The following is a 25523-nucleotide window of genomic DNA, read 5'->3' on the forward strand; positions in this document are numbered from 1 at the left end:
CGATGGCGGCGCCCCGCCGCCGCGCCCGCTGCTGCAGCGGCGGCGAAGGGAACGGTCAAGGTCGTCGGCGCACAGGGCGCGCTCGAGGAGCGCAGCATCGAGCTCGGGATCTCCAACCGCATCCAGGCCCAGGTGCTGTCGGGCCTGGCAGAAGGCGAGCGCGTGGTTTCCGGGCCGGCCGCCGGCGCCGCCGGCCCCCGTCCGCAGCGGACGCCCCGCCTATGAAGCGCGAAGCCTTGCCCGCCGCCGCGCACGCCGCGCCACCGGCGCTGCCGCCGATCCCGCTGATCGAGCTCTCCGGCATCACCCGCAGCTTCGTCAACGGCGAGATCGAGACCCGGGTGCTGCACGGCATCGACCTCGCCATCTACCCCGGTGAGTTCGTCGCCATCGTCGGCGCCTCGGGTTCGGGCAAATCGACGCTGATGAACATCCTCGGCTGCCTCGACCGCCCGAGCAGCGGGCACTACCGCTTCATGGGCGAGGACGTCGCCGGCTTCGACCGCGACCGCCTCGCCCGCCTGCGCCGCGAAGCCTTCGGCTTCGTGTTCCAGAGCTACAACCTGATCGGCGGCGCCAGCGCGCGCGACAACGTCGAAGTGCCGGCAATCTATTCGGGCATGCCGCGCGCCGAGCGCCACGCCCGCGCCGAACACCTGCTCGCCACCCTGGGCCTGGCCGAGCGCAGCGCGCACCGCCCCGGCCAGCTCTCCGGCGGCCAGCAGCAGCGGGTGTCGATCGCACGCGCGCTGATGAACGGCGGGCGCATCATCCTCGCCGACGAGCCCACCGGCGCGCTCGACAGCAAGAGCGGCGCCGACGTCATGAAGCTGCTCGGCGAGCTGTCCGCGGCCGGGCACACGATCATCCTCATCACCCACGAGCGCGAGGTCGCCGAGCAGGCCAGCCGTATCATCGAGATCCGCGACGGGCACATCGTGGCCGACCCCGGTCCGCGCCCGCCGCCCGGCCCCGAGCCCGACTTCGCACCGCACGTCGACCGCACTTCACCCCTGTCCGACGTCCTCGAAGCCACCCGCAGCGCGCTGCGTGCACTGCGCGCGAACCTGTTCCGCACCACCCTCACTCTGCTCGGCATCGTCATCGGCGTGGCTTCGGTGATCGCCATGCTGGCGATCGGCGACGGCTCCAAGCAGAAGGTCATCGACCAGGTCAGCGCGATGGGCACCAACCTCCTCACCGTGCGCCCCGGCGCACCCAACACCCGCGGCCGCGACGCTCCGGCGACGCTGGTGATCGAGGACGTGCGGGCAATCGGCGGCCTGCCCAACGTGCTCGCCTCGGTGCCCGAGCAGGGCGGCACGATCACCCTGCGCGCGGGCAACACCGACCACCGCAGCAGCGTCAACGGCACCTCGGCCGACTACATCGTCGCGCGCAACTGGGCGCCCGCCAGCGGCACCTTCTTCAGCGCCGAGGACGAGGCACGCTACGCCACCGTCGCCGTGCTCGGCCAGACCGTGGCCAAGGCGCTGTTTCCCGCCGGCGATGCGGTCGGCCAGTTCGTCCTGGTCAACAACATCCCCTTCCAGGTCGTCGGCACGATGACGCCGAAGGGCGCCACGCCCTGGGGCCAGGACCAGGACGATGTCGTCTTCATGCCCCTCACCACCGCCAGCCTGCGCATCACCGGCCAGCGCTTCCTGCGCAACGTCACCGTCGCGGTCGAGGACGTCACCCGCATCGACGACACCCAGGCCGAGGTGCATGCCCTGCTCGCCGCCCGCCATGGCGTGGAAGACTTCCAGATCCGCAACATGGCCTCGGTGCTCGACACCGTGTCGGAGACGCAGAACACGCTCACCATCCTGCTCGGCACGGTGGCGGCGATCTCGCTGCTGGTTGGCGGCATCGGGGTGATGAACATCATGCTGGTGTCGGTCACCGAGCGCACCCGCGAGATCGGCATCCGCATGGCCACCGGCGCGCGGATGAAGAACATCCTCCAGCAGTTCCTGATCGAGGCCCTGGTGGTGTCGGCGGTGGGGGGGCTGGTCGGCGTCGTCGTCGGCCTCGGCAGCGCCGCCCTGATCGCCCGCTTCGGCACCGCGGTGCAGTATTCGCTCGCCCCGGTGGTGCTCGCCTTCAGCTGCGCCTTCCTCACCGGCCTGGTGTTCGGCTACCTGCCCGCGCGCAAGGCCGCCCGCCTCGACCCGGTGGTCGCCCTCGCCTCGGAATGAAAACCGCTTTCCACCACATGCTCACGTCTCCCCCGCCGCCCCCCCTGGCCGTGTCCACCCGCGCCCTTGCGCGGAAACGTTCGCACCCGGCCCGCCGCCTCGCCCTCAGCCTGCTCGCTGCGGCCACCCTCGGCGGCTGCGCCGTCACCGAACCGCTCGTGCGTCCCGACATTGCCCTCCCCGCCGCATGGAGCGAGCGCGCCGACAGCGCCCCGGCGAGCCTCCCCGACACCTGGTGGCAGCACTTCGGTTCGCCCCGGCTCGACACCCTGGTCGCCGAAGCCCTGACCTCGGCTCCCGACCTGCGGATCCAGGCCGAACGCGTCGTCCAGGCCGAGCTGGCGCTGCGCCAGGCCGGCGCCTCGCTGCTGCCCTCGCTGGCGCTCGGCGGCGGCAGCGGCGTACAACATGCCGAAGGCGACGAATCCGCGTCGACCAGCGCCAGCCTCAACGCCCGCTACGAGATCGACCTGTGGGGGCGGCTCGCCGCCAGCCGCGACGCCAGCCGCGCCGACCTCGCCGCCACCCGCTTCGACCGCGAGGCCGCGCGCCTGTCGATGGCGGCCAACGTCGCCACCCTGTGGTTCCAGAGCCTGACGCTGGCAGAGCGCGTGGACATCGCACGCCAGAACCTGGCGATCGCCGAGCGCGTGCTGCGCGTCGTCCACGCACGCTACGAGCACGGCGCCGCCTCCGCCCTGGAGCTGAGCCAGCAGCGCAGCACCGTGCTCGCCCAGCGCAAGGCGATCGAGCCGCTCGAAGTCTCGCTGCGCCAGACCCGCTCGGCCCTCGCCATCCTGCTCGGGCGCACGCCGCAGACCGGCTTCGCCGCCGGCGAGCGCCTGGCCGATCTGCGCGTCCCCCTCATCGATGCCGGGCTGCCTTCGGCGCTGCTCCTGCGCCGCCCCGACATCGCCGCGAGCGAAGCTGAACTCGCCGCCGCCGCCGCCAACCTCGCCGCGGCACGCGCCGCGCTGCTACCCGCCATCAGCCTGTCGGCCGGCGCCGCCAGCAGCAGCGCCGAGCTGCTGGCGCTGGCCGGGCGCAACAGCGTGCTGTCGCTGTCGGCGGCGCTGCTGCAGACGATCTTCGACGGCGGCCGCCTCGCCGCCGACGTCGACCTCCAGCGCTCGCGCCAGCGCGAACTGGTCGAAGCCCACCGCCAGACGGTGCTCCGCGCCCTCAAGGAAGTCGAGGACGCCCTCGCCAATACGGCCCGCGATGCCCGCCAGGAAACCGCCCAGCGCGAGATCCTCACCGAAGCCCGGCGCAGCCTGCACCTGTCGGAGCTGCGCTACCGCGAAGGCGCCGACGGCCTGCTCGCCGTGCTCGACGCCCAGCGCACGCTGTTCGCCGCGCAGGACCAGCTCGTGCAGCTGCGCCTGGCGCGGCTCACCGGCGCGGTGGACCTCTACCGGGCATTGGGCGGCGGCTGGCAGGCGCAGTGAAGCGCCGCCGGGCGCGCTGGGGCACACCGTTGCAGCTGTTGCAATGACACAACAAAGTTAATGCTAATCGTTGTCATTTGTAACAACGTTGTATAATCACTCCGAGAAAGTCGTTCTCGTAACCGGGCGCCCGGCGCCCACTTCCTCTCCACCAGCCAGCCAGTCGCGTCCTTGCGGCAAGCCAGCCAGATTCATGCCGCAAGGACCGATTGATGAATTGCAAGACTTCACGAGCCAGCACGCTCGATTCCCCGCTGCGCCTGACGCGCCTCGCCCTCGCTCTCGCCGCGACCTTCCAGCTGTCCGCGATCGCCACCGCGGCCGAGGTCCAGCTGCCCCGCATCGACGTCGTCGGCAGTGATGCCGAGGCGGTCAGGAAGATCCCCGGGGCGGTCAGCATCGTCACCACGGAAGACCTCGAGCAGTCCCAGCCCCTGTCGACCGAGGCCGCACTGAAAAGCGTGCCCGGCATCGTCATCAAGCCCGAGGAAGAGAGCGCCATCGTCGGCAACATCGGCATGCGCGGCCTGAGCGCCGCCGACTACAAGACGCTGATCCTCGAAGACGGCGTGCCGGTCGCGCCGGGCCTGTTCGTCGGCAATGGCCGCTACTACAACCCGCGCATCCAGCGCATGGAGAGCATCGAAGTGCTCAAGGGCGCGGCCTCGCTGCGCTACGGCCCGAGCACCATCGGCGGCGTGATCAACTACAGGACCAAGACCCCCGAACCGGGGGTGTCGGTGTCCGGGCGCATCGGCTCGCACGGCTACCGCGAAGCGACGCTCGAAGCAGGCGGCCAATCGCCTTCCGGCGAGGCCGTCGGCGGCCTGGTGTTTACCGGCGCGCGCAGCGACGGCTTCCAAGACAAGGATTTCGAGATGCAGGACCTGATGGTCAAGGGCGGCATGGCGCTCGGCGACGATCAGTGGATCGGGGTCAAGTTCACCAACTACGAGAACGACGCGAATATTTCCTATCGCGGCATCTTCCTCGACGCCTACCGCGCCGAAGCCGGCTTCAACCCCGCACCCGACGACTGGTTCCTCACCGAGCGCCGCTCGTTCGACATCAACCATGAATGGACCATCAACGCCGACACCACACTGAGCACCCTGGTGTACTGGAGCGAGATGTACCGCGACTACTGGCGCTTCGGCACGGTCAAGGATGCGCCGACCAAAGTCGTCAACGGCCTGAAGCAGTGGAACTACAGCGACAGCCTCAATGGCAACAACCGCTCTTTCGATCGCTTCGGCATCGATAGCCGGCTCAACATCGCCCACAACAGCTTCGGCATGCGCAACGAGACCGAGCTCGGGATCCGCTTCATGGACGAGGAGATGGTCGACCAGACCATCCAGGCCACGCGCGCCACGCCGCGCACCGGCACGCTCGCCAAGGACGTGGTCGATGCCGCCAAGAGCTACGCCTTGTTCGCGCAGAACCGCTTCATCATCAACGACCGCCTGGCAGTCACTCCGGGGGTGCGCATCGAGAACTACGAACAGACCCGCAAGGATCGGCGCAAGACCGCGACCGAGGGCAACCAGGCCGACACCTCCAATACCGAAGTCATGCCCGGCATCGGCGCCACCTTCCAGCTCGCGCCGATGGCGCAGATCTACGGCGGCGTCTACAAAGCGTTCTCGCCGGCCCTCAACGGCGATGCCCTGAACGGGCTGTCGGACCAGGAGCTCGACGCCGAGCGCTCGGTCAACTTCGAGATCGGCGTGCGCGGCAGCAACCACCGGCTGCGCTACGAAGTCACCGCCTTCCGCATGGACTTCGACAACCAGATCATTCCCGCCAACAGCAATTCACTGTTCCAGACCACCAACGGCGGCGAAACCCTGCACCAGGGCCTGGAAGCGGCGATCGGCTACGACCTCGGCCGCGGCTTCAGCATCGACGCCAACGCCACCTACATCCCCGACGCCGAGTTCGTCGGCAACCGCTACAAGGCCGACGGCACCCTCGACATCCCCGACGGCAACCGCGTCACCTACACCCCGGAATGGGTCGCCAACCTGATCCTGGGCTACAAGTCCGGGCCGCTGAAGACGGCCTTGAGCATCAACTACGTCGATGAGCAATACACCGACGCCGCCAACTCGCGGGAGCTCAAGGAAAACACTTCCGGCTTCTTCACCGGCAAGATGGACGCCTACACCACCGCGGACCTGACCGCGAGCTACACCATCAACAAGCAGCTGAGCGTGTTCGGCGCAGTGAAGAACCTCGCCGACAAGCACTATATCGCCAGCCTGCGCCAGGGCATCTACGTCGGCCCGGAGCGCAGCTACGAGGTCGGGGCCAAGTACAGCTTCTGAGCCTCCGCGGCGCACGGAGCACACGCTCCGTGCGCCGGGCCCGCAAGCCCGCCACCGGGCGAGCATGAAAAAAGCGCCGAAAGGCGCTTGTTTCATGTCGGATGCGCCCGCCGGGCGCGCCCCGTTACCGCTTCGGCTTACTTGACGATCTGGCGGGACACCGCCAGGTACTCGCGCCCGTGCTCGATCACCGCCTCGCGGTCGAGCTTTTCGGATGCCTTATGCACCGCTTCGAGCGTGTCGGCGAGGGCGCCCATGTCCTCGTTGATCTTCTTCAGCGCGTTTTCCAGCGTATAGGTGAGGATGTGCACCTCGGCCAGGTCGGAATCGCTGACTTCGCCATCGAGAATGGCCTGCAGCTTGTGGTTGTACTCGGAAAAATTGGCCACGGCCTGCGTCAGGGTTTCCGCCGGCTTGCCCTTGAAGTGGCCGCCGTCTTCGGCCGCCCAGAGCGGCTGCGTGGAGACGAGGCCGAACACTGCGACCAGGCCGACGACAATCCGTTTTTTCATTTCTCTTCCTTTTCGGAACGGGGAGGTGGCACGCGCATCCGGGCACTGCGGTGCGGACCCGCAGCGCGAACCGTTATCGCAAACAATTCGCAACTCTATTTCATTCTCACGCCCTGTCAAGGTGACGCCCGGCCGCTCATCTCCAACTCACCGCCGGCTCGCCGCAGCGGCCCTGCTCGAAGCGCTTCACGCAGACGCGCTGCGTGCAGCTCGATGCAGGGGCCGATGCCGGCAGGAAGGGGTGCGCCAGTGGCCGGCGTCAGTGGCCGGCGTCAATTGACGACGCTGGCACACAATGAGAGAATAAGAACCGTTCTCAACATAAGCCAGCCACACCGAGCCTCGGACCGCACACCGTCCGCGCGCCCTCCGGTCAGCCAGCCCGATCGCGGGGCCCGCCCCGTCCATCCTCCGGAGGCTCCCGTGAGCAGTGCGTCCCCCAGCTTCAGCGTCGCCGAGCTCTACCACGCCCATCGCGGCTGGCTGCTGAGCTGGCTGCGGCGCCGGCTCGGCTGCCCGCACGACGCCGGCGACCTCGCCCACGACACCTTCGTCCGCGTGCTGCTGCGGGCAGAGCACGACCGCCCCCGCGAGCCGCGCGCCTACCTCGCCACCCTCGCCCACGGTCTGCTTGTGGACCACCTGCGCCGGCGCGACCTCGAGCGCGCCTACCTCGCCGAGCTGGCCGCGCGGCCCGCAGCGGTGCAGCCCTCGACAGAGGACCTCGCCATCGCCGTCGACACCTTGCACGCCATCGACCGCGTCCTCGACGGCCTCGCCCCCAAGGCGCGCGCCGCCTACCTGTACAGCCGCCTCGACGGCCTCGCCCATGCCGAGATCGCCGCCCTGCTCGGCGTTTCGGTGTCGCGCGTGCGCCAGTACCTGGCCACGGCCGCCCGCCACTGCTATGCGCTGCACTATGCCGGCTGAGGAAGAGCGGTGGCGCCCGGGCGCCACCGCGCGCGCCGGCGACGATGTGCCGGTGTCAGCGCACGTACTCGACGCCGCCATCGCCTGGCAGCTCGAGCTCGACGCGGGAGCGGAACCGGCAGCGCATGCCGCCTTCAGCCGCTGGCTCGAGGCCGATCCCGAACACCGCCGCGCGTGGCGCCAGCTGTGCGCCCTCGACGCCGGCCTGCGCCCGCTGCAGGCCGCTCCACTGCGTGCCGCACTGCTGCGGGCTCCGCGCAACCGGCACCGCCGCACGGCCGCGGCCGTACTCGCCGGCGCATTGCTCGCCGGCGTCGGCCTGGCCGCGCTCGAACAGCGGATGCCGCTGGCGGCCCGCCTGGCCGACTACGGCACCGCCACCGGCGAGCGCCGCCAGTTCGCGCTCCCCGATGGCAGCCAGCTCTACCTGAACACGCGCAGCGCCGTCGACCTCGCCTTCGACAGCGAACGCCGCGCGCTGCACCTGGCCACCGGCGAGATCCTCGTCGAGACCGCCCACGCCGCGGCCGAAACCCGCCCCTTCGTCGTCCTCACCGCCGACGGCGCGCTGCGCGCGCTCGGCACCCGCTTCGTGGTCCGCAAGCTCGACACCGGCACCCTGCTCACGGTCGTGCACTCGGCCGTCGCCGCCCAGCCGGCACGCCGGAGCGACGAACGGCGGATCGGCACCGGCGAGCGCGCCCTGGTGCACGCCGACGGCGTCGGCCCCGCCGCCGCCGCGCCGGCCGAGGCCGACGCCTGGCGCGACGGCATGCTGGTGGTCGAGAACGCACCGCTCGCTGAAGTCGTGGCCGAGCTCGGCCGCTACCGCCCGGGCCACACCGGAGTCGATGCCGCGCTCGCCGGCCTGCGCGTCACCGGCACCTTTTCCCTCGACGACAGCGGACGCGCACTGCAGGCGCTCGCCGACGGCCTCGGCCTGAGACTGCTCCGCCGCGGCCCGTGGTGGCTCACCCTCGCCCCCGCCACCTGAACTCGCGCGCACCGGGGGGGGGACGGTATTTTTTGCGCTTTTTTCGTCCTCCCCCCTGTCACTTTTCAGTTCTCGTTCGGCACACCAGGCAGAAACCTTTCATCCGCCAGGAGTTGCCCATGCATCGAACCTCTCCCACCCGCCCCACCACCCGCCCCACCACCCGCCCGCTGCTGCGCCCGATTCTCGCCGCCATCGTCCTCGGCACCAGCCCCCTCTCCCTCGCCGCGGCCAGCACCGCCCCCGTGGCGCAGGCCACCACCGCCGAACGCGACTACGCCGTCCCCGCCGGCCCCCTCGGGGCGACGCTGAACCGCATCGCACGCGAAGCCGGCCTGACCGTCGTCGTCGATGGCAGCCTCGTCGCCAACAAACTCGCTCCCGCGGTGAACGGGCGCATGAGCGCCGAGACCGCGCTGCGCCGCGCGCTCGCCGGCAGCGGCCTGGGCCTCTCGATCGAAGGCGGCGCGGCGCTGATCCGCGCCCCCCGCAGCGCGGCGTCGGCGCCCCATCAGCTCCCCGAAGTGCGTGTCCTCGCCACCACGGCCACCGCCGCCTACCAGGCCGCAGCAGCGACCAGCGCCACCCGCATCGACGCCCCGCTGCGCGACATCCCGCAGACGGTCAACGTCGTCACGCCGACGCTCATCGCCGACCAGGCCGCGCAGTCCCTGCAGGACACCCTGCAGAACGTGCCGGGGGTCTCCTTCCACATCGGCGACGGCCAGCGCGACCAGGTCTATATCCGCGGCTTCGACGCCATCGGCGACCAGTACGTCGATGGCCTGCGCGACGACGGCCTCTACTACCGCGACCTCTCCAACGTCGACCGCATCGAGGTGGTCAAGGGGCCGGCGGCCGTCCTCTACGGCCGCGGCTCCTCGGGCGGCATCGTCAACCGCATCACCAAGAAGCCGGGCTCCGACCCGGTGCGCGAACTGAGCCTGGTGCTCGGCAGCTGGGACCAGCGCCGCAGCAGCTTCGACCTCGGCGGCGCCCTCGGCGAATCCGCCGACTTCCGCCTCACCGGGGCCGTCGAGCGCGCCGACAGCTTCCGCGACGAAGGCTTCCTCGAGCGCGAAGCCTTCGCCCCCTCGCTCGCGCTGCAGCTTTCGGCCGACACCCGCCTCCTCATCCAGGCCGAAACGCTGCGCGACAAGCGCATCACCGACATGGGCATTCCGGCCTTCCGCGGGCACCCGGTGAAGGTTTCGGACGACACCTACTACGGCACCGCCAACGCCCGCCACGACGACTACTCCGAGGCCCGCGTCGATGCCGGACGCCTCACCCTCGAGCACCGCATCGACGACCGCCTGGCGCTGCGCAACCATTTCGGCACCTACTCCTATCGGCTGGACCGCCAGAACACTTTCGCCGCCACCGTCAACGAGGCGGCACAGACCGCGAGCCTGTTCCACGGCGCCACCGATCGCGATGACCAGGGCTGGTTCAACCAGCTCGAGCTCACCCAGGAGCTCGCCGCCGCCGGCATGCGCCACCAGCTCCTGTACGGCCTCGAGCTCGGCCGCCAGGAGAAGGACTTCCAGTCGTGGAACTGGAACGTGCGGCCCACGGTAAACGTCTTCGATCCGGTGCAGCCGCCGCTTTCCGCCTTCGGACGGCCGGTGCTCGCCAACGACAACCTGACTTCGATGGAAGTCGTCAGCGCCTACATCCAGGATCTGGTGACCCTGTCGCCGCGCTGGAAAATGCTCGTCGGCCTGCGCCACGACAGCTTCCGCCAGGAAGTCGACGACCGCCTCGCCGGCCAGTCCGACCGCGAACGCACCGACCGCGAATGGAGCCCGCGCGCCGGCCTCGTCTTCCAGCCCAGCGACTGGCAGTCGTGGTACCTGTCGTGGAGCCGCTCCTTCCAGCCCTCGGGCGAGACCCTGGCCTTCTCCGCCGCCCAGGCCGACATGGCCCCCGAGGAGACGACCAACCTCGAAGTCGGCACCAAGCTCGACTTCTTCGATGGCCGGCTGTCGGCGACCGCCGCGCTGTTCGAACTCGAGCGCCGCGGAATCAAGGCCACCGACCCGGTCAGCCGCACCTTGGTCGCGGTCGGCACCCAGCGCACGCGCGGTCTCGAACTCACCGTCGCCGGCGAGATCGCGCCGCGCTGGCAGCTGTCGGCCGGCTACGCCCACCTCGACACGCGTGTCACGCGCTCGGTGGCGGTCCAGAACGGCGTCGACCTGGAAGGCACGCGCGCCGCGCTGACGCCGCTCAACAGCGCCAACCTGTGGCTGGTGCACGAACTGGGCGGCGGCTTCCACCTCGGCGGCGGCCTGCGATACGTCGGCGACCGTTACGCGGCCCCCGACAACCTGGTGACGCTGCCCTCCTACGTCACCGCCGACGCGATGCTGCGCTACGAGACCAAGGGCTACGAGCTCGCCCTGAACCTGAAGAACCTGGCCGACAAGGAGTATTTCGTCTCCGGCCACGGCGCAAGCAACAACCTCAACGCCCCCGGCGCACCACGCAGCATCCAGCTGACCGCACGCCTGCGCTTCTGACGCCCGGACGGGGCTCGACTACATTTGCGAATGAGAATTCGTATCATATAGAATCGGCCGCTTGCATGCGGACTCCTCGCCCCGGGCCCGCATGCAAGCCCCCCGCCAGCCAGGAGCGCCGTGCGCTCAGCCAGCCGTTGAGCCGAAACAATGCGCTTATGGAGAGCGATCGATGCCTTGTCCCCGCAGATGCACGTCCTGTCGCCCCCCTCGCCGCCGCGCTGCTGGCGGGTCTCGCCCGGCCTGGCGCGGGACGCGGGCGCACGCTGACCGTCGGCTACCCGATGGATTTCTGAGCACGTGACGCCGATGCCCTCCCTTCGCACGACGGTGGCGGCGCGGCGGCACGGCGCGATCGCCGTGCGCGTGCTCACCGCGGTCGGCGGCGGCTACGCCTGCTCCGCCGCCGCGGTGGCCGTGCTGGCAGCGCTGCTGGCGCTTGCCGGCATCCCCCGTGGACAGGCGGCGGTGGCTGCGGCGCTGGGCGGCTTTCCGCTCTACCTCGGCGTGCTGCTGTGGAGTTTCACCGCACCGCGGCTCGCCCGCGTCGGCATCGTCCTCGGCACCACCACGGCCGTCTGCGCCCTGCTCGCGGCGTGGCTGGCGGTGCCGCAGGTGGGCGGGAGCTGATCGATGAGCCCGCACGCGCGCCGGTCGATGAGCGCCCTCCACACCTGGGCCGGCGTGGTGCTGGGCAGCCTCATGTTGCTGATTTTCTGGATGGGCACGCTGTCGGTGTTCGACCGCGAGATCGACCGCTGGATGATGCCGGAAACACGGCTGCCGCCGTCCGTGGCGGCCGCACCGCTGCCCTCGTTCGACCAGACCGTGCTACCGGTGGCGCAGCGCCTGGCAGTGCACGGCACGACCTGGAGCGTGGTCCTGCCCTCGGCGCGCACCCCGGTCCATACCCTGCGCCACGTCGATGACGCCGGCCGGGCGCAGCGCCGGCACCTCGACCCACGCACCGGCGCGGTCCTCGAAGGCGCCGCCAGCGAAGGCGCGAGCGGCTTCTTCTTCCCCCTCCACTTCCGCCTCCACCTGCGCGCGTTCGATCTCGGCTACTGGATCGTCGGCCTCGCCGGGATGGCGGTGCTGGCGCTGCTGGTTTCGGGGGTGATCATCCATCGCCGCCTGCTCGCCGAGTTCTTCGTCTTCCGCCCTGCCCGCGCCCTGCCGCGCACGGCCCTCGATCTCCACAACCTCAGCGGCGTGCTGGCGCTGCCGTTCCACTTCACGATGGCGCTGTCGGGGCTGGCGATCCTGTTCACGATCTATTTCCCCACCGCCTACCAGGCCGCCTACGCGCACGCCGGCGCCCAGGCCCGGCAGGCGTTCGAGCGCGAAGCGATGGGCAAGTGGTCGCGCCCGCCGGCGGGGCAGGCGGGCACGCTGGCTTCGGTCGATGCGATGCTGGCGCGTGCGCAGGCGGCCTGGGACGGCGGGCGCCCCTACTTCATCCGGGTCCGGCATGCCGGCGACGCTGCCTCCTACGTCGAAGTCCGGCGTGCATTCACCGACGAGGTCACGATGAACCTCGACATCCTCTACTTCGACGCCGCCAGCGGCGAGGTGCTTCACCAGCACCGGGCGGCGGGCGCGGTCGGGGTGCAGCGCTTCCTCACCGGCTTGCACTTCATCCAGTTCGAGCACTGGACCCTGCGCTGGCTGTACTTCATCGGCGGCCTGGGCGGCTGCGTGATGATCGCCTCCGGCCTGCTGTTCTGGCTCGAAGCCCGGCGCCGGCGCCCGGGCGCGGCAGAGGGCGCCGGCTTCCGCCTCGTCGAGGCGCTGGGCACCGCCTCGACCACCGGCCTGGTCGCCGCCACGCTCGCCTTCCTGCTCGCCAACCGCCTGCTGCCAGCCGCCATCGACGGACGCGCCGCGCTGGAAATGCAGGCTTTCTTCGCCGCCTGGGCGCTCATGCTGGCGCACGCACACTGGCGGGGAAGGCGCGCCTGGCGCGAGCAATGCGCCGCGATCGCCGCGCTCGCGCTCGGCGCCCTCACCCTCAACTGGCTCGGCACCGGCGCCCTCCCCTGGCAGGCGCCCGCCACCGGCGCGTACGCCGTCGCCGGCGTCGATGCCCTGCTCCTCGCCACCGCCCTCGCCGCCTCGTGGGCAGCACGCTGCCTGGGACGGAGGGCACAGCGGCACACCGCCCCCGCCGCCCGCGGCGAAGAGGCGGCATGAGCACACCCGCACGGTCGCCCGCAGGACAGCGCCCACCGCCCCCGGGGCGGACATCGCGCCGCAACGGGAGGGGCGTCCAGTGAGCACGATCCTGCTCGCCGCCGCCTTCGCCGCCAGCTATCTCGGCTGGGCCCTGCTGGCACTGACGCAACCGCCCCACCGCCACGCCGCCTGCGGGCCGGCGGACGGCCGCGCATTCCGCCCCGGCCCGCCGCGTACGATCGGCAGCGCCCTGCTCCTGCTCACCGCCCCCCTCGCCGTGCTCCGCGACGGCCCCGCGTTCGGCGCCCTGCTTGCGGTGCTGCTGCTGAGCGCCGGCGCATTCGCCGTCGCCTTCACGCTGAGCTGGCAGCCGCGCATGCTCGGCGGCCTCGCCGCCATCGGCCGGCGCCGCACCCCGTAAGAGCCCGGCGATGGGCAGACCGGACCGGCGGGCAGGCCGCCAGCCCCGGGCGTACAATCCTCCACAGCGCATTTCGAGCGACCGCCGCCATGACCCACATCGTTTCCGCCCTCCCCGGCCGCATCCGCATCCGCGGCAAGCCGCTGCGCAACACCGAACGCCTGGCCGCGCTGGCCGCGGCGCTCGGGCGCCTCGACGCGGTGCACTCGGTCACGCCCAATCCCAAGGCCGGAAGCGTGGTGCTGCTCTACGACGCCAGCGCGGTCGAAGTCGACGAACTCGAAGCCGAAGTCGAAGCGCTGACCGATGCGGAAGTCGCGCGCCACTACGCCAGCGGGCCGCGCTCGGCCCAGATGCGGATCAACCGCTATGCCAAGGCCGGCATGCTCGGCAGCCTCGCAGCCTCGCTCGCCCTCGCCGCCACCGGCAACAAGCGCTGGCACGCGGCGACCGGTGCCCTGTTCGTCGCCGGGTTGCTGGTGCACCTGACGGTGCATCGACGGCGCCTGCTGCACTGAGCGCCGGCGCACAGGGAGCCACGGGCCGGGCGCCGGACCCGCAGCGCACCCGCGCGCGGCCGGCACCGCCGGCCTCCAGCCCGATCAGAACTCGAAGCTGGCCGCCACGCGCAGGGTGCGCGGCAGGCCGGCGGCGAGGTAGTTGTCGCCGGTCCCCAGCCAGTAGTCGCGGTCGGTGGCGTTGTCCAGGTTGGCCTGCAGCTTGACCGGCGTAGCGCCCCACCGGGTCGCGTAGCGCGTGCCCAGCGAGACCGTCGTGTAGGACGGCACGTGGGCCTGCTCGAGGTTGTTCACCGCGCGCTCGCCAACGTGGTAGAGGCCGCCGTTGAGCGACCAGCCCGGCACGCCCGGCACCCGGTATTCGGTGAACAAGCTGAACGTCCGCTTCGCCGTGTTCTGCGGCGTATTGCCGAGCTGGGCAGCGTTCGCCGGCCCGACGCGGACGATCTCGGCGTCCATGAACAGGGCCGAGGCCAGCACCGACCAGTCGCGGCCGATGTCGCCACCGGCCGACAGCTCGATGCCCCGGTAATCGCTGCGGCCGCCGATCACGAAGCGGTTGGCGGCATCTTTCGTGGTCTGCGGACGCTCGATGTCGAAATACGCGGCCTGCAGCATCATTCCCGAGCCGAGCCGGGCCTTGACGCCGACTTCCTTCTGCTTGTTGACCGCCGGTTCGAGCACTTCGCCGGCATTGGCGTACTGCACCCCGGCGACCCCGGTCTCCTCCAGCGCCTCCAGGTAGCTGCCATAGAAACTCAGGTTCGGATTGAGCTTGTAGATCACCGACAGGTTCGGGGAATCGCTCGACACCTCGTAGGGCTTGGCCGTACCGGCCTCGCTGCGGTAGCGCCCCCAGCGCACGCCGGCGAGCACCTGCCAGTGTTCGCCGAAGCTCATCCGGTCGAAGGCGTACACACCGCGGTCGGTGATGCGGGCGGGCGTCAGCGCCTTCCAGGTGCCGGCGGAGATCCGCTCGATATTGCGCGGGTCGAAGTAGTTCTGCGCGATACCCGTGACCTGGGGGGCGCTTTCGCCGCGCGAAGTGCGGGTGTTGGTGGTGGCGCCGAAGGTCAGCTCGTGCGTCACCGGGCCGGTCGTCAGGGTGCCCACCAGTTCGCTGCGCGCATTGCGGTTCTTGAACGCCTGGTCGCGGACATAGGAAATGTTCAGCGTGCCGTCGCCGGTGGACGGGTCGGCGAAGCTGAACGTGGAGAAGTTGCGGTCGCGCTCGGTTTCGGCCTGGCCGGCCTCCAGGGTCAGCATCCACGCATCGGACAGGGTGATGTCGGTGCGCGCCAGCACGTTGGTCGCTTTGGCGTCGTAGCGCTGCCATTCGCCGGCATGGTTCAGGCGGTTGTCCACCGGATCGGGCAGCCGCATCCCCGCCTTGTACAGGATGGTGGCGGGCTCGCTGACGTCCTTGCGGTAGTGCTCGATGTCGACGCGGAAATTGACCGCGCTATTGATCCGCCAGTCGTGGGCAAGGGCGAACAGGCTGCGCTCGCCATCGTAGTTTTCCAGTCCCACTTCCTGGCGGCCGGCAGCGACGTTGAGGCGGATGCCCTTGTCGCCGCCCTCACCGTAGCGGCGGCTGAAATCGAGGTGGGCGTCGGCGGCGCCATGCTCATTGACGGACGTGTTGAGCGTCGTCACCGGCTTGTCCGCCGGGCGCTTGGTCACCAGGTTGACGATCCCCGACGGCGGCACCAGGCCGTAGTAGAGCGAGGCCGCGCCCTTTAGCACTTCGACCCGCTCCTTGTTCTCGAGCGGGGTGTCGATCAGGTTGACGATCGGCAGTGAGCCGTTCAGGCGGTAGTTGCGCTGGTTATCGACGAGCAGGCCGCGGATCGAGATGTTGTCGTAGGTGGCGTTGCCGATCTGGGCGTGGGCGACACCCGCGGTGTTGCGTAGCGCCCCGTGCAGGGTGCGGGCGCCCTGCGCGTCGAGCACTTCGCGCGTCACCAGGTTGTTGGTCAGGGGCACGTCGAGGGGATCGAGATCGCGGAAGGTGCCGACCTGGATCGCATTGCCGGTGAAGCTGCCGCCGCGCTCGGCATGGACCCGGACTTCGTCGAGCTGTTGTTCGGCGCCGCTGGCCGCCGAGGCGGCGCCGATCAGGCCGGCGGCCGACAGTGCCAGGGTCAGGGACGAGGGTTTACGGGTCGGGATGGAAGGGCTGCTCGGAAACATGTTCATGGATTGGCTGGAAAAGGAAAAGGACTCGAAACCGCGGGACGCAGCTTCACGAGGCGTCTGGTGCTTTGCCTGGACGGTTTTCCAGCCGTTGGGTAAACGCCGCGCACCGCCGGTGCGGCGGAGCGGCATCGGGACGGAGCCCTCGCAACCTTCGGGTTATTGTATCAAAACAATAATGATTCGCATTACTAATCAGGACTATCGCCTCACGCCGACCAATGTCGTTTCCAGAAGGCGAATGCACGGTAGGTCAGGAGTCGGCTACACCAAGCCGGCTGCTGATCCGGCTGTCAGGAGCCTTCCACACACCATGCCTTGCTCCCAATCAACCGGTGCAGTCGCTGTAAGACAATTTCAGCGCAATCGGGGGAATGGACTCGTGGGGAAAGAAAGGACTACATTATTACTTAGTATTACCAAGTGATATGAGACCCACTATGGCAACGTCCCTCAAGATCGACGACAAGCTGAAAAGCCGCGTCCAGCACCTCGCCAGCCAGCGTCGCCGCTCGCCCCACAGGATCATGCTCGAAGCCATCCAGCAGTACGTCGAGCGCGAGGAAGCCCGCGAGAGCTTCAAGCAGGAAGCTTTGGCATCCTGGGCGGCCTATCAGGAAACCGGCCGGCACCTGAGCGGACAGGAAGTGCGCACTTGGTTGAACACCTGGGGCACCGATGACGAAAGGCCGGCGCCCGAGTGCCACAAGTAATCGTCACTGAAGGCGCAGCGGAAAGCTTGGAACGATGCCGGCGGCTCCTTGCCGCCAAGGCCCCGGAAGCCGCCAGGCGGGCCGGCCAGGCCATTGAGCGGCAATTCCTGCTGCTGCAAACGGCTCCCGACATTGGCCGGCCGTTCCCTGAAATGCCCGGGCTGCGTGAGCTGGTGATTGCCTTCGGGGACTCCGGCTATGTAGCCCTGTACCGCTACGAGGCGACCGACGATGCGGTGTATGTTCTGGCCTTCCGACACCAGAAAGAGGCGGGCTACTGACGAGAAGAACCCGTGCCTCGACCGCTTCCGGCACACGCCCTTGCCTTTGCCGCCGCCGGATCGGCCGGGGTCCGCACCGCCCCGCAGCGGCCGCGGCGTCAGACCCGCCCGGAAACGCCGCCGTTTTTTCCGCGCCCCACCCGCGGCAGCCCGGCGCCGAGCAGCGCCCGCAGCAGGATCGCGATCGTGCTGCCGTTGTGCAGCACCGAAGCCGACACCGGACTCAGCAGGCCGAGCGCGGCGGCCGACAGGATGGCGGTGTTGAGGCCGACGGTGAGGCGGAAATTGCTCTTGATCAGCCGCCCGGTGGCCATCGCCAGGGCGCGGGCGTCGGCGACGCGGGCGATGTCGTCCTCGAGCAGGGCGATGTCCGAAGCGAGGCGGGCGATGTCCGCGCCCTGGTGCATCGAGATCCCGACATGGGCGCCGCTCAGCGCGGGAGCGTCGTTGACGCCGTCGCCGATGAAGGCGACCTGGGCCCCGTCGTCGGCCAGTTCCTGCAGCAGCCGGGCCTTGTCGTGCGGCAGCAGGCCGGCATGGAAGCCGTCGAGGCCGAGCGCCCCGGCCATCGCCGCGGCGCGCGCCGGATGGTCGCCGGTGAGCATCAGCACCCGCTTCACCCCCAGCCGGCGCAGGCGCTGCACGGTGTCGGCGCTGTTGGCGCGCAGGCTGTCACGCAGCGCCAGCACGCCCAGCGGCTCGCCGCCGAAGCCGATGTAGAGCAGGGTCTTGCCCTCTTCGTGGAGGCGCTCGATCAGCGCCCCGTGGGCAGCGAGGTCGATGCCTTCGTCGTCCTCGACGAAGTGGCGCGAGCCGACCACGATGCGCTTGCCGTCGATCACGCTCGCCACGCCGTGGGCGACGATGAATTCGACTTCCTTGTGGTCGAAGTGCTGCGGCTTGTCGAGCCGCCGCGAGGCCTCGACCACCGCCAGCGCGAGCGGATGGAAATAATGCTCTTCGACCGAAGCGGCGAGGTTGATCAGGTCGGCGGAAGAAAAATCCGGCCGGAACGCCACCGAGTCGGTGACCTGCAAGTGGCCGCTGGTGAGCGTGCCGGTCTTGTCGAAGACGAAGGTATCGGCTTCGGCCAGGCGTTCGAGCGCATCCGCCCCCTTCACCAGCATGCCGGCGCGGCCGGCGCGGTACATCGCGGCCTTGAACGCCACCGGCGTGGACAGCTTCAGCGCGCACGAGTAGTCGGCCTGCAGCACCGCCGCCACCCGCCGCCAGTCGCGGCTCAGCGCCCAGGTGCCCACCGCCAGCCCGAGCACCATCGGCACCAGGCGGTCGGCCATGCGCGAGGCTTCGAGCTGGGTGCGGCTCTTGGCCGCGAGCGAGCGTTCGACGAAATCGGCGATGCGTGCCGCCGCGGCCTGCGCGCCGACGTGCTCGGCGTAGATGCGCAAGCGCCCCTCGGCAACCACCGTGCCCGACAGCACGCGGTCGCCGCGGCGACGGGCGACCGGCACGCTCTCGCCGGTCATCGTCGCCTCGTTGATCATCGCCTCGCCGCCGAGCACCGTGCCATCGACCGGAACCACCGTCCCGGTGGCCGCGATCACGGTGTCGCCCATCCGCAGTTCGCCGGCATCGACGCGGCATTCGGCGCCGTCGCGCTCGACCCATACTTCGCCGCTGGCCGGCTCCAGCAGGTGCTTGAGCAGATCGTCCGAGCGGCGCTGGATGGAGTGCTCGAGATACTCGCCGAGGGCGAGCAGGAAGGACGTCGTATTCGCCGCGAGGTAGTCGCGCCGCCCGATCGAGATCGCCACCGCGAGCGCCTCGAGCACGTGCGAAGTGACGCCTTGCTCGCGGAAGTCGTCGACCGCCTCGCCGAGCAGCGGCACCGCCACCCCGAGCGCCATCGGCGCCTGCAGGCCGGCACCGAGCGCGCGTCCGGCGAGCAGGTTCGCCGCACTCAGCGCCACCGCGCGCAGGCGTGCGGCATCTGCGGCATCCCCTCCGGCGCCAGGCGCGACGGCGGCGGGCACGGCCGCGGGCGACAGCGCGCTGACCGCCGCAGCCAGCTGCTCGACGCCGGTTTCGGCGGCGGCGAACTCGATGACGAGCGAGCGCGCCCGCGGGTTCAGGCGCGCTCCGCGCACCCCGCGCAGGCCTTCCACCGCCCGCTGCAGCGCGCGCGCCTGCAGGCGCACGCCGGCATCGCAGCGATAGCGGAAACGCACCCGGCCGCGCACCTGGTGCACCACTGCGAGGCTGGCGAACCAGCGCGCCATCATGCGTCCTCGGGTTGCTCCGCGGCGATCTCGGCGCGGATATCGGCCATCTGCTCCTTCATTTCCTCGAAGCCGCCGGCCAGGTTCGAATACAGCTTCATCCCCGCCTTGATCAGCTTGGCGCGCAGTTCCTCATCGGTCAGCACCCAGGTGGCGGCCGCCCCGAGCAGCGCGCCGAGCAGGAACTGCTCGCTCTTGCGCGCACGCAGGAAGGCCGGCATGCCGTCGAGCAGGCCGCGCTCCCAGTCACCCGCGGCCTGCCCGCCCGCATCACCGGCACGCCCGTGCCACGCGCCGCTGGAATCCCGGCGGGCGTGCTTCTTCTTGTGCTTCTTAGCCATTTCGATCCTCCGTGGCTGGGCCTACCGCGTCGCCCAGCAGTTTTTCGATCAGCAATACCCCGGCCGCCCCGGCCGCCGCCGCGACCAGCGCGCCGGCGTAGTCGCCGCGGCGGATCTGCGCCGCCGCCCGCGCCCCTGCGGTCAACGCCGCGCCGCCTTGCAGACCGTGGCGCAGCACGCGCTGCAAGCGGCCCGCGGCCAGTTCGCGCGGAGCGTTCTGGAACGCGGACAGGCAGGCACTGGCGACGAAGCCGCGGACGAAATCGCTGTCCCCGCGCTTGCGTTCGCGCACCGGTCCGGCGCGGACCGCCCGCCCCCGGCTCAAGACGGGCTCTCCTCGCCGGGTGCCGCCGGGCGGACCGCCGCCTTTGGCTTGCGCCGGCGGGGCGCCGGCTTGCGCGCAGCCGGCGCGGCCGCTTCGCCCGCGGCGGCGGCCGCACTCCCCGGTGCCGCCCTGTCGGCGGCCTCCGCCGGAGCGGCGGCGAGCTTTTCGCGGGCGCGCGCGGAAGCGTGCTCGATCGCTTCCAGGCTCGACACGGTGGCACCCCGCAGGCGGTCCTGGGCCTTCTCCAGCCCCGAGCGGGTACGCTCGTTCTTCAACAGCCGCAGCGCGACTGCGCCGGCAAGCACGCCGGCGGCAAACGGGAACAGCGGAAACATCTCGGTTCTCCTCGTACGCAGGGCCGGCACTGCGCGTGAACGGACGAACACCCGCGCCGCGCCCCGCGCTGCCGGCCGGCAGCGCGGGGTTCCGCCCGGCACAGGCGGGGTTGGGGCCGGAGCCGGGGCGCGGGACGAACCGCGCTCATGCCCGGGACCCGGCGAATTCGTCATACACCGCGCGCAGCAGCGTTTCGAAGCGCGCCGCGGCCGCGGTTCGGCGGCCGGCGATCAGGTCGCCCCAGGCCGCGAACGGAATGACTTCGTGGTCGTACTCGAGGGTACAGGAGCGCGCCATCAGGTTCACCCGCAACGACACCACTCCCGGCATCCGTTCGAGCAGGCCCTGGACGCGCGCCAGCTGCGCCCGCCCCGGGACATCGGCGATGAGTTCGGGGTCGTCGACGCGCAGGCGGATGCGCCCCGGGATGTGGTGTGCGATGCGCACGCGGCCGAGGCCGTCGCGCAAGGTTTCGAATGCAGGCATGAACAGGACTCCGAAGCACCCGGAAGCCCCCACGGCGGAGCCGGATGCAGTGCGCACCCGGCCCTTCGGCAGAGGTTTCCTTCGAGCGCGCGGTACCTGGCTGGCAGTTGCAATCCGGGCAAGGCTGGCTACGCGTAGCCGCGACATCGTTTCAAACAACTCGTTTCCGACAACTGCTGCGCGCCTCATCCCCGTTCGGGGCCACTGTGGCGGCGGCGCTGCCGAATCCTATCTTAGGCCACGGGGCCGGGGTTGTGACCCAGATCAAGGGCGGTGCGGCACCGCCTGCCCGGCGGGCGGAACCCGTCCTCGCGGAACGCTGCCCGCCATCCTACACTCCCAGCAACGAGTGCCGCAGCCACGCGGCACGCTGCGGAGAGCCGCGATGCCGCTCCGTCCTTCCCGCTTGCGCAAGGCGTGTGCCGCAACCGCGTTGCTCGCCCTGCTGTTGACGACCCTGCTGCCATCGGCAATGTCGCCGCTTGCCGGCGGCAGCGCCGGTGCGGACACCGGGGCGGTGCCGGTGCTGCGGGTGGACGGCGCGATCGGACCGGCGAGTGCCGATTACCTCCACAAGGGCCTCGCCCGCGCCGCCGCCGGCGCTGCGCCGCTGCTGGTGATCGAGCTCGACACGCCGGGTGGGCTCGACACTTCGATGCGCGCGATCATCCGGGACATCCTCGCCGCGCCGCTGCCGGTGGCGGTGTTCGTCGCCCCCGAAGGCGCCCGCGCCGCCAGCGCCGGCACCTACCTCCTTTACGCCAGCCACATCGCGGCGATGGCCCCGGCGACCAACCTCGGCGCCGCCACTCCGGTGGCGATCGGCATCGGCGGCGCCCAGCCGGGCCGGACCGCGCCGCGGCAGGAGGCGGATGAAGCCACCCCCGAAGCCGCCCCCGGTGACGCCGGAGCGCCCGAAGCGCCCGGCGACGCCGGGCGTGCCCCCACCCCGCCGGCCCCCTTCCCGCCGGCCTCCGCCCCCGAGCCCCGCCCGCAGGCCGCGCCCGCCGGGCAGGAGGAGGCGGCCGGCGCCCGCGCGCGCCGCCCCGCCCGCGATGCCGCGCCTGCCGCCGACGCGATGAGCGCCAAGTCGGTGTCCGACGCTGCCGCCTATCTGCGCAGTCTCGCCCAGCTGCGCGGGCGCGACGTCGACTTCGCCGAGCGTGCGGTGCGCGAAGCGGCCAGCCTGTCGGCCGAAGAAGCGCTCGCCCGCGGCGTGATCGACCTCATCGCGGTCGACGTCGCCGATCTGTTGCAAAAGCTCGACGGCCGCACGGTGAGCGTGCTCGACGGCGAGCGCACGCTCGCCACCGCCGGGCTCGCCATCGAACGCATCGACCCCGACTGGCGCAACCGCGTCCTCGCCGTGCTCGCCAACCCCCAGGTGGCGCTGATCCTGATGATGATCGGGATCTACGGACTGTTCTTCGAATTCACCTCGCCCGGCTTCGGCGTACCCGGCGTGGCCGGCGCGATCTCGCTGCTGATCGCGCTCTACGCCTTCCAGCTGCTGCCGGTGAACTGGGCCGGGGTGCTGCTGCTGGCGATCGGCGCCGCGCTGATGCTGGCCGAGGCCTTCCTCCCCAGCTTCGGCGTGCTCGGCGTCGGCGGCATCATCGCCTTCGTCGTCGGCGGCCTGTTCCTGATCGACAGCGAGGTGCCCGGCTTCGGCATTCCCCCCGCCCTCGTCATCGGCCTCGCCCTCGCCAGCGCGGCGATCCTGCTCGCCATCGGCAGCCTCGCCGCGCGCAGCTTCAAGCGTCCGGTGGTGAGCGGCCGCGAGCAGATGCTCGGCGCCCCCGCCACCGTGCTCGGCCCCGCCGACGCCGGCTGCTGGTGGGTCGCCGTCCACGGCGAGAACTGGCGCGCACGCGCTGCCGTGGCGCTCGCCGCCGGCGACACGGTGCGGGTCGAGCGGATCGACGGCCTCGTTCTCGAAGTCTCGCCCGCCGGCGCCTCTCCTGCCCCGGCTTCAGCGCCACCCCCGGCGCCTGCCCCGACGCCCGGCCCGGCGCCAACTTCAACGCCCGGGAGCACACCATGATCTTCGACTTCCAGTTCGGCCTCGCCCCGCTGATCCTGCTGCTGATCTTCCTCGTCGCGGCCTCGCTCAAGATCCTGCGCGAATACGAGCGCGGCGTCATTTTCCTGCTCGGGCGCTTCTGGAAAGTGAAAGGCCCCGGCCTGGTGATCGTGATTCCCGGCATCCAGCAGATCGTCAAGGTGGACCTGCGCGTGGTGACCATGGACGTGCCCGCGCAGGACGTGATCTCGCGCGACAACGTCTCGGTCAAGGTCAATGCGATCGTGTTCTTCCGCGTCGTCGACCCGCAAAAGGCGATCATCCAGGTGGAAAACTTCCTCGTCGCCACCAGCCAGCTCGCCCAGACCACGCTGCGCGCGGTGCTCGGCAAGCACGAACTGGACGAGATGCTGTCCGAGCGCGAAAAGCTCAACCTCGACGTGCAGCAGATCCTCGACGCCCAGACCGACGCCTGGGGGATCAAGGTCGCCAACGTCGAGATCAAGCACATCGACCTCAACGAGACCATGGTCCGCGCCATCGCCCGCCAGGCCGAAGCCGAGCGCGAGCGCCGCGCCAAGGTGATCCACGCCGAAGGCGAGAAGCAGGCCGCCCAGGCCCTGCTCGAAGCCGCCGAAATGCTCGCCCGCGAACCGGCGGCGATGCAGCTGCGCTACCTCCAGACACTCACCCAGGTCGCCGGCGACAAGAGCTCGACCCTGGTGTTCCCGGTGCCAGTGGATCTGCTCGGACAGCTGGCGAAGCAGCCTGCCGCCGAACGATAACCCCCCGGCGCCGGATGCGAGGACAGCCTGTCGGCCGCCTTGCTGAACAGCACATCCATGCGCACCGCCGCGACCGGATTTCGCTCGGTGAGGTAAGCCCAGATATCAGCCCGGTCCTGAAAAGCTTCCGGCGACCACCGGACTTTCACAGACCGCCCTCGGCACTCTCACGCCGAGCAGCGAATTCCGCCTCCACTTCGTCATTCGTGCACCCTCGCCCGGCGCGCATCGAAGTCCGCGCCACATCGACTTTCCGCTGCAGGAAAGACGCGTACTCGCGCGCCTCGCGCTGGCGCTCGATGAACTCTCGCATCAGCTCACGCACGACCTGAGAGGCCGGGCGATGTGCGGCTTCCGCTTCCGCGATGAACGCAGCACGCAGTTCCGGCTCCAGCTTCAGAGTGAACACGGCTTCTTTGGGCACGGCTGACCTCACTTTACTTTGTCGATACACACGTTGTACTAACGTAGTAAGTATATGAGCGTCGAACCGCGGGATAAATCCCGATTCCGCTACCGCCCGGCGCTGCTGCGCGACGCCCATGTCGCGCCCGTGCGCCGCCACAGGTCGCGCGCGAGGCCGATGAACGCAGTGCCCCAGGCGACCAGCGCGGTGTACAGGAAGATCCGCGGCAGCCCCTGGAGAAAATCGAACTGCATCGCCGCGGCCATCCAGTGGGTGCTCGCGGCGTACATCCCGAGCGGGAACACCGCGCCCCAGTACAGCGGGTCGTATTTCAGCGGAAAGCGCTTATACACGTGGCGCCACAGGGCGAGAATGACCAGCATCGGAATCCACCATGTGCCGGTCGCCCAGTAGAACACGGTGAAGCCTTTGAGGAAGGGCAGCAGCGAACTCAGGTACGGGGCGTCGGGCGCATTCACGATCAGCAGCGATCCGGCCAGCGTCGAGATCGCCATCGCGCCCATATTGATCCAGTACGGCGGCGTCAGATCGCCGGGAGAGAACCGGAAAAACGTGTAGCGGTAGAAGATCAGCGACATCATCCAGATATACAGCATCCCGCCCCACAGCCACATCGACAGGGCGAGGAAGTTCAGTTCGAGCCGGTAAGGCTGGGCGAGGTGGTTTGCGAGTAGCGCGCCGAGCACCGCGATCGACTGGGTCGCGACGACCGCGAGCAGCCAGCCGCCGCTGATCCCCTGGTCCAATGTCGGCTTTTGCTCCTTGACGGTGAACGCGGTGAAGATCGTGTACGTCAGCCCCACCCACAGCGCGATCGCGACGAACCACAGCCCGAGCGCCGCGCGCTCGCTGCCGGCGAGGATCAGGAACTGGCTGCCGAGGATGCTGCTCGCCGCAACCGCGGTGAAGAAGCCCGGACCGCGCAGGTGATCGACCATGTCGCCGAAAAAGCGCTGCGGAAAGCGGATCATGCGCAGCACGTACAGCAGGCCGATGACGCCGTACATCGCGCAATTGACCACGAACAGCGCCCATGCCAGTCGCGGCATGGCGAGCAGGTCGGCCGTCAGGGAAATGATCCCGGTCGCCATGACCACGCCGAAATACGCCGGCGACATGGCCGCGAGATCGGCCAGGAGGCGGCTTGCGCCTGCTCGGGACATGTCTCCTCCTTATCCACGCCGGGATCAGGGGAAAAAGAATAGCACGCAGCGAGATGCCTCCCGGTCCGGGTCCATACCCCGGCAGGTCGCGATCGCGAGGATGGCCGGCACGGCGCGGCTCCCGATCCGCGCCGGGTGCAAGGTCGATGCCGG

Annotated in this window: 24 protein-coding genes; 14 read left to right on the forward strand and 10 right to left on the reverse strand. The window is 70.1% G+C overall.

Features of this window, described 5'->3' with window-relative positions:
• The first annotated feature begins 221 nt into the window (after positions 1-221).
• The 3 genes from Tharo_RS14385 (at position 222) to Tharo_RS14395 (ending at position 5979) form a co-directional block, all read left to right on the forward strand.
• Positions 222-2201 (forward strand): MacB family efflux pump subunit, encoded by a 1980-nt coding sequence (locus Tharo_RS14385; protein WP_107221788.1) that lies wholly within the window; start codon positions 222-224, stop codon positions 2199-2201.
• A 17-nt stretch (positions 2202-2218) separates the two neighbouring features.
• Positions 2219-3649, forward strand: coding sequence for an efflux transporter outer membrane subunit (locus Tharo_RS14390; protein WP_107221789.1), 1431 nt, complete (start codon positions 2219-2221; stop codon positions 3647-3649).
• A 212-nt stretch (positions 3650-3861) separates the two neighbouring features.
• Positions 3862-5979: a TonB-dependent receptor family protein gene (locus Tharo_RS14395; RefSeq protein WP_107221790.1), complete on the forward strand. Its 2118-nt coding sequence runs from the start codon at positions 3862-3864 to the stop codon at positions 5977-5979.
• A gap of 137 nt (positions 5980-6116) precedes the next feature.
• On the opposite strand, the gene Tharo_RS14400 is transcribed toward Tharo_RS14395, so the two are convergent.
• Complete coding sequence (locus Tharo_RS14400; protein ID WP_107221791.1) at positions 6117-6491, reverse strand: DUF6746 family protein; 375 nt, start codon at positions 6489-6491, stop codon at positions 6117-6119.
• Positions 6492-6914: 423 nt separating this feature from the next.
• On the opposite strand from Tharo_RS14400, the gene Tharo_RS14405 reads away from it, so the two are divergent.
• From Tharo_RS14405 to Tharo_RS14435, 7 genes are all read left to right on the forward strand, one after another.
• Positions 6915-7421, forward strand: coding sequence for a sigma-70 family RNA polymerase sigma factor (locus tag Tharo_RS14405; RefSeq protein ID WP_245880915.1), 507 nt, complete (start codon positions 6915-6917; stop codon positions 7419-7421).
• Between the two features lie 52 nt (positions 7422-7473).
• Entirely contained in the window at positions 7474-8415 is a 942-nt protein-coding gene (locus Tharo_RS14410; RefSeq protein ID WP_245880916.1) for a FecR family protein, read from the forward strand.
• A 119-nt stretch (positions 8416-8534) separates the two neighbouring features.
• Positions 8535-10940 carry a TonB-dependent siderophore receptor gene (locus Tharo_RS14415; RefSeq protein WP_211309619.1) on the forward strand — a complete coding sequence of 802 codons (2406 nt, stop codon included), beginning with the start codon at positions 8535-8537 and terminating at the stop codon, positions 10938-10940.
• Between the two features lie 309 nt (positions 10941-11249).
• A complete protein-coding gene (locus tag Tharo_RS14420; RefSeq protein WP_107221794.1) occupies positions 11250-11570 on the forward strand; it encodes a hypothetical protein in 321 nt (106 codons plus the stop codon).
• Positions 11571-11573: 3 nt separating this feature from the next.
• Positions 11574-13133 carry a PepSY-associated TM helix domain-containing protein gene (locus Tharo_RS14425; protein WP_211309620.1) on the forward strand — a complete coding sequence of 520 codons (1560 nt, stop codon included), beginning with the start codon at positions 11574-11576 and terminating at the stop codon, positions 13131-13133.
• Positions 13134-13212: 79 nt separating this feature from the next.
• Positions 13213-13536: a DUF3325 family protein gene (locus Tharo_RS17605; protein ID WP_159051711.1), complete on the forward strand. Its 324-nt coding sequence runs from the start codon at positions 13213-13215 to the stop codon at positions 13534-13536.
• A gap of 89 nt (positions 13537-13625) precedes the next feature.
• Entirely contained in the window at positions 13626-14054 is a 429-nt protein-coding gene (locus Tharo_RS14435) for an HMA2 domain-containing protein (protein ID WP_107221796.1), read from the forward strand.
• A gap of 84 nt (positions 14055-14138) precedes the next feature.
• On the opposite strand, the gene Tharo_RS14440 is transcribed toward Tharo_RS14435, so the two are convergent.
• Entirely contained in the window at positions 14139-16253 is a 2115-nt protein-coding gene (locus Tharo_RS14440; protein ID WP_211309621.1) for a TonB-dependent siderophore receptor, read from the reverse strand.
• Between the two features lie 437 nt (positions 16254-16690).
• Here Tharo_RS14440 and Tharo_RS14445 point away from each other — a divergent pair, with 437 nt between their 5' ends.
• Together Tharo_RS14445 and Tharo_RS14450 are read left to right on the forward strand one after the other, a co-directional pair.
• Positions 16691-16963 (forward strand): CopG family ribbon-helix-helix protein, encoded by a 273-nt coding sequence (locus Tharo_RS14445; RefSeq protein ID WP_107221797.1) that lies wholly within the window; start codon positions 16691-16693, stop codon positions 16961-16963.
• Positions 16951-17244, forward strand: coding sequence for a type II toxin-antitoxin system RelE/ParE family toxin (locus Tharo_RS14450; RefSeq protein WP_107221798.1), 294 nt, complete (start codon positions 16951-16953; stop codon positions 17242-17244). The genes Tharo_RS14445 and Tharo_RS14450 overlap by 13 nt, the downstream gene beginning before the upstream one ends.
• A 98-nt stretch (positions 17245-17342) precedes the next feature.
• On the opposite strand, the gene Tharo_RS14455 is transcribed toward Tharo_RS14450, so the two are convergent.
• The 5 genes from Tharo_RS14455 to Tharo_RS14475 all read right to left on the reverse strand — a co-directional run bounded on the left by Tharo_RS14455 (position 17343) and on the right by Tharo_RS14475 (position 20972).
• Positions 17343-19487: a heavy metal translocating P-type ATPase gene (locus Tharo_RS14455; RefSeq protein ID WP_107221799.1), complete on the reverse strand. Its 2145-nt coding sequence runs from the start codon at positions 19485-19487 to the stop codon at positions 17343-17345.
• Positions 19484-19825: a hypothetical protein gene (locus Tharo_RS14460; protein WP_107221800.1), complete on the reverse strand. Its 342-nt coding sequence runs from the start codon at positions 19823-19825 to the stop codon at positions 19484-19486. The genes Tharo_RS14455 and Tharo_RS14460 overlap by 4 nt, the downstream gene beginning before the upstream one ends.
• Positions 19818-20117, reverse strand: a complete 300-nt coding sequence (locus tag Tharo_RS14465) for a hypothetical protein (protein WP_107222449.1) — start codon at positions 20115-20117, stop codon at positions 19818-19820. The genes Tharo_RS14460 and Tharo_RS14465 overlap by 8 nt, the downstream gene beginning before the upstream one ends.
• Before the next feature lie 29 nt (positions 20118-20146).
• Positions 20147-20485 carry a hypothetical protein gene (locus Tharo_RS14470; protein WP_107221801.1) on the reverse strand — a complete coding sequence of 113 codons (339 nt, stop codon included), beginning with the start codon at positions 20483-20485 and terminating at the stop codon, positions 20147-20149.
• 145 nt (positions 20486-20630) lie between these two features.
• A complete protein-coding gene (locus tag Tharo_RS14475; RefSeq protein WP_107222450.1) occupies positions 20631-20972 on the reverse strand; it encodes a heavy-metal-associated domain-containing protein in 342 nt (113 codons plus the stop codon).
• A 385-nt stretch (positions 20973-21357) separates the two neighbouring features.
• Here Tharo_RS14475 and Tharo_RS14480 point away from each other — a divergent pair, with 385 nt between their 5' ends.
• Positions 21358-23016, forward strand: coding sequence for an NfeD family protein (locus tag Tharo_RS14480; RefSeq protein WP_107221802.1), 1659 nt, complete (start codon positions 21358-21360; stop codon positions 23014-23016).
• Positions 23013-23780 (forward strand): slipin family protein, encoded by a 768-nt coding sequence (locus Tharo_RS14485; RefSeq protein ID WP_107221803.1) that lies wholly within the window; start codon positions 23013-23015, stop codon positions 23778-23780. Before Tharo_RS14480 ends, Tharo_RS14485 begins: the two co-directional genes overlap by 4 nt.
• On the opposite strand, the gene Tharo_RS14490 is transcribed toward Tharo_RS14485, so the two are convergent.
• The 3 genes from Tharo_RS14490 to Tharo_RS14500 all read right to left on the reverse strand — a co-directional run bounded on the left by Tharo_RS14490 (position 23669) and on the right by Tharo_RS14500 (position 25370).
• Positions 23669-23929, reverse strand: a complete 261-nt coding sequence (locus tag Tharo_RS14490; RefSeq protein ID WP_107221804.1) for a type II toxin-antitoxin system RelE/ParE family toxin — start codon at positions 23927-23929, stop codon at positions 23669-23671. The two genes, Tharo_RS14485 and Tharo_RS14490, sit on opposite strands and share 112 nt — an antisense overlap.
• Entirely contained in the window at positions 23926-24204 is a 279-nt protein-coding gene (locus tag Tharo_RS14495) for an antitoxin of toxin-antitoxin stability system (protein ID WP_107221805.1), read from the reverse strand. The genes Tharo_RS14490 and Tharo_RS14495 overlap by 4 nt, the downstream gene beginning before the upstream one ends.
• 89 nt (positions 24205-24293) lie before the next feature.
• Positions 24294-25370 (reverse strand): tellurite resistance/C4-dicarboxylate transporter family protein, encoded by a 1077-nt coding sequence (locus tag Tharo_RS14500; protein WP_211309622.1) that lies wholly within the window; start codon positions 25368-25370, stop codon positions 24294-24296.
• Between the last annotated feature and the right edge of the window lie 153 nt (positions 25371-25523).

Source organism: Thauera aromatica K172 (assembly GCF_003030465.1).
GTDB lineage: Bacteria > Pseudomonadota > Gammaproteobacteria > Burkholderiales > Rhodocyclaceae > Thauera > Thauera aromatica.